Source organism: Acidithiobacillus sp. (assembly GCF_023256195.1).
GTDB lineage: Bacteria > Pseudomonadota > Gammaproteobacteria > Acidithiobacillales > Acidithiobacillaceae > Acidithiobacillus_A.
Window position 1 is genome coordinate 1 of the sequence record NZ_JAGDWX010000023.1, and the last position, 828, is coordinate 828.

Below are 828 nucleotides of genomic sequence, written 5' to 3' on the forward strand. Positions count from 1 at the left end.
CGCAGGTCCAGCGCCGGACGCAGCCATCAAACCGGTCACAGGCCGGGAGCCATGGAGAGAGTCCCGCAGGATCAAGGGCTCCGCTGGTAGCGTGAACCCAGCATGGGTAATGGCGTCGAGGACCCTCTGGTCGCAGCCCGTTGCCCGTTGGTTCACTGTCCAGCTGCCAGGGAGAACGCTGTGCCATCGGATTTTGCCTCCGGAAAGGCGGAGCGACATATATTGTAAGCGAGCACCATCATGCCCGAGACAAAGCTGGCAGGGCCTGACCAATGGCACGGATCCACTCGCCATCCGGCTGCGTGATGGCGGCAACCAAGACGATCGCGTGGTTATCTTCAGCAGATGCACAGTAATCAATCTTGTCGTTCATGAGCAGATACAGGCTTCCCACACCCACCGCAGAATCGGTGCTCGGGAGCCAGGGCGGTACCGCAATGGGTGCAGAAACGCTGCGGCTGAGCAGTCAAGGGCGACGGAGAGGACTTCGGTGTGGGTGAAAACCCGTTAGCTGGATCTGCCCCACGCACAGCTTCTACCAGGGACTTCCCGCTGAGATGAGTGTACCGGGCCAACATCTGGGCGGTTTTGTGGCCGGTGATGCCCTGCACAATCGCCGCATTCAACCCCCGCTCGAAAAACCTGCTGGTGGCCTCGTGACGTAGGTCATGAAAGTGAAAGTCATCAAGGCCTGCCACTTTGACCGCCTTGAAAAACGAAGCCCGGACCCCATCCTGGGTAGCATAGGACCATACGCGGTTGCCCATTTTGCGGGGACGTGCTCTCTGCCTTTTCAGCGCGTCATCTGCTCGTTCGGAGAGGGGTACG

The 828-nt window shown here is 59.9% G+C and carries 2 protein-coding genes; both read right to left on the bottom strand.

What is annotated here, in order from left to right:
* Nucleotides 1-238: 238 nt before the first annotated feature.
* On the bottom strand, nt 239-373 hold the full coding sequence (locus Q0C23_RS04685; RefSeq protein ID WP_291511225.1) for a hypothetical protein: 135 nt from the start codon (nt 371-373) through the stop codon (nt 239-241).
* On the bottom strand, nt 357-767 hold the full coding sequence (locus Q0C23_RS04690; protein WP_291511472.1) for a tyrosine-type recombinase/integrase: 411 nt from the start codon (nt 765-767) through the stop codon (nt 357-359). The genes Q0C23_RS04685 and Q0C23_RS04690 overlap by 17 nt, the downstream gene beginning before the upstream one ends.
* Nucleotides 768-828 lie beyond the last annotated feature (61 nt).

What these genes read in the sequence shown, in the direction of transcription:
- Q0C23_RS04690 (WP_291511472.1), bottom strand. Translation starts at nt 767, where the DNA reads ATGGGCAACCGCGTATGGTCCTATGCTACCCAGGATGGGGTCCGGGCT.
- Q0C23_RS04685 (WP_291511225.1), bottom strand. Translation starts at nt 373, where the DNA reads ATGAACGACAAGATTGATTACTGTGCATCTGCTGAAGATAACCACGCG.